The sequence below is a fragment of the Aurantimicrobium sp. genome (genome assembly GCF_036667855.1).
Classification (GTDB): Bacteria; Actinomycetota; Actinomycetes; order Actinomycetales; family Microbacteriaceae; genus Aurantimicrobium.
Genome location: NZ_JAVWTF010000105.1, coordinates 1 through 2095, shown reverse-complemented (window position 1 = coordinate 2095; position 2095 = coordinate 1). Strand labels below are relative to the sequence as shown.

Below are 2095 nucleotides of genomic sequence, written 5' to 3'. Positions count from 1 at the left end.
CGCGTTGTAACAGCATATGCTGGTGGGATTAGCCTATCAGACATGGAAGCAAATAAGGATAACTCTGATAATAATTTTGTCAAAGATGTTCCTACTGCTGGAGAAACAAAAACAAGTCGGTTGGTATTCTAGTATGAGTCTACAAGCAATGGCAAGACGAATGTTCGCTGCTAAAGGAACTGACAGTGAACTACACGTAGATACAGAAGTAGAATATAACCCATCTAATCCATCTCCATCTGTTACAACAACTGTCTACCCTGTACGGACTATCTGGTTTGACTTTACACGATCTGGTAACGGACAAAAAGCACAGGATGGAACACTGATTGAGATGGGGGATAAGGAAGTGTATCTTCTTCCATCAACAGCTCCAGCTCCTACAGCATATGGTGGTTGTTTCTTAGTGCATAAAGGTGTTAGATACGCCATCAAAAACGTAAAAGAGCATAATCCAGATACATCTAACCCCATCTATTATGTTCTCACTTTGGTGAAATAAAATGGCTAAAAAACCTTTTTCATTCATCAAGGAGTGGTGCAGTGAGCAACAGTTCAATGTAGCTGAAAAGAGTGCAAAGATTGCAAGAGAAGTATTCTTGCAGTTGAGTGCAAACTCTCCTGTTCGTACTGGTAGATATGAAGCTAACTGGCATATTGGAACATCTGTTGTAGGAAAGATTCAAACAGAACAAAAAGACCCAAGTAAGTCTGTAACAGATAGCATGATTAAGTCATTTATCAGTGATGACTACTTTCTTCGTAATAACTCTGTTGTTATGTATAACACAGCAGATTACCACATCAATGTTGAAGATATTGGTTGGCCTCGCACTGATCCATATGCACCAATTAGGAATACGCTATCTTGGGCAATGAATAAATTTGTATAAGGAGGCAAATGAGTAATAAAGAGATTCGTAAAGCCTTCGAGATAAAACTAAGTGAGTATATCACTACCAAGCGCCCCACTTTAAAAGTTTCTTGGGAAAACAGATCATTCTCTGTGACAGGTGTTGAAAAATATCTACAACCAGTGCTGTATCCAGCAGGGCTTGCAAATCCAAGTTTAGGTGATATTCACAAAAGATATTACGGGACGTTTGTTGTAAGGATCAAGGATAGCCTGCTCAACAGAGGGACAGATTGGGTAGATGAAGTGTCAAAAGAAATCGAAGATTGGTTCCCAAGGGGAATGATTCTTACAAATGAAGGTAATTCTGTTTGGATACAGAATGATCCATATAGCCATTATGTTGACTTAGGGGACAAGTGGCTGACAGTGATGGTTGAAATCCCCTATCGTTCTGACTATTTCAAACAAGGATAAATAATGCTAACTTCTGGCGTTTTACGCTCTGTAATCTACGGCCCTGAGACTGCCTTTGGTCAACAAGCTCTTGCAAGCTCTGGTAAACGTATTCGTCGTGTATCGGCGGAAATTAACCTAACCCGAGAAACTTTCGAGTCTGCTGAAATCAGCTCCACTGCACAAACTACTGACATGCGTTCTGGTACTGATGCGGTAGAAGGCACTCTACAAGGCGAACTTAGTCCTCTTGCTTACAGTGACTTCTTCGAGGCTGCATTGCGTGGCACATGGAGTACACCGCCAACTGCTGTCGCTGACGTTTCAATCACTAACTCTGGTAGTAACAAGATTACTCGCACTACTGGCAGCTTTATTACCGACGGTTTTAAGATCGGTGATACGGTGATGCTCGAAGGCTTCACTGCTACTTCTGTAAACGGTAGAGCATTGACCGTAACTGCTGTCTCCGCACTAGAACTAACCGTAGCTGATACGCTTGTAACGGAAGCTTCTGGTGCCACTAAGAAAGTGAAGCTTGCTGGTAAGAAGTTGATGATTCCTCTTGACCCGGCATCACGTACTGACAAGTCGTTTACTTTTGAATCATACATCCAAAACCTGACAATCAGTGAAGTGGCTCTTGGTTGTAAGATTAGCGAATTTGAATTGAGTATTCAGCCTAATGCAATGGCTACTGTGTCTTTCGGGATTCTCGGTAAGACCATGACTCAATCAACTGGTGCTCAGTATTTTACCAGCCCAGCAGCAGCTCCAACAGGCTCT

The 2095-nt window shown here is 42.0% G+C and carries 4 protein-coding genes; all 4 read left to right on the top strand.

Features of this window, described 5'->3' with window-relative positions; translation table 11 throughout:
- Positions 1–148 precede the first annotated feature (148 nt).
- A complete protein-coding gene (locus tag RR877_RS10465) occupies positions 149–502 on the top strand; it encodes a hypothetical protein (RefSeq protein ID WP_332628217.1) in 354 nt (117 codons plus the stop codon).
- A gap of 1 nt (position 503) precedes the next feature.
- Positions 504–893, top strand: a complete 390-nt coding sequence (locus RR877_RS10460) for a hypothetical protein (RefSeq protein ID WP_332628216.1) — start codon at positions 504–506, stop codon at positions 891–893.
- 8 nt (positions 894–901) lie between these two features.
- The gene (locus RR877_RS10455) at positions 902–1330 is read left to right on the top strand and encodes a phage tail terminator-like protein (protein WP_332628215.1); all 429 of its coding nucleotides are present in this window, start codon (positions 902–904) and stop codon (positions 1328–1330) included.
- A 3-nt stretch (positions 1331–1333) separates the two neighbouring features.
- Positions 1334–2095: phage tail tube protein (locus RR877_RS10450; protein ID WP_332628213.1), on the top strand; the 762-nt coding region annotated here is incomplete at its 3' end.

Excerpts from the sequence above, each read along its gene's own strand:
- RR877_RS10465 (WP_332628217.1), top strand. The coding sequence starts at position 149 with ATGGCAAGACGAATGTTCGCTGCTAAAGGAACTGACAGTGAACTACAC.
- RR877_RS10460 (WP_332628216.1), top strand. The coding sequence starts at position 504 with ATGGCTAAAAAACCTTTTTCATTCATCAAGGAGTGGTGCAGTGAGCAA.
- RR877_RS10455 (WP_332628215.1), top strand. The coding sequence starts at position 902 with ATGAGTAATAAAGAGATTCGTAAAGCCTTCGAGATAAAACTAAGTGAG.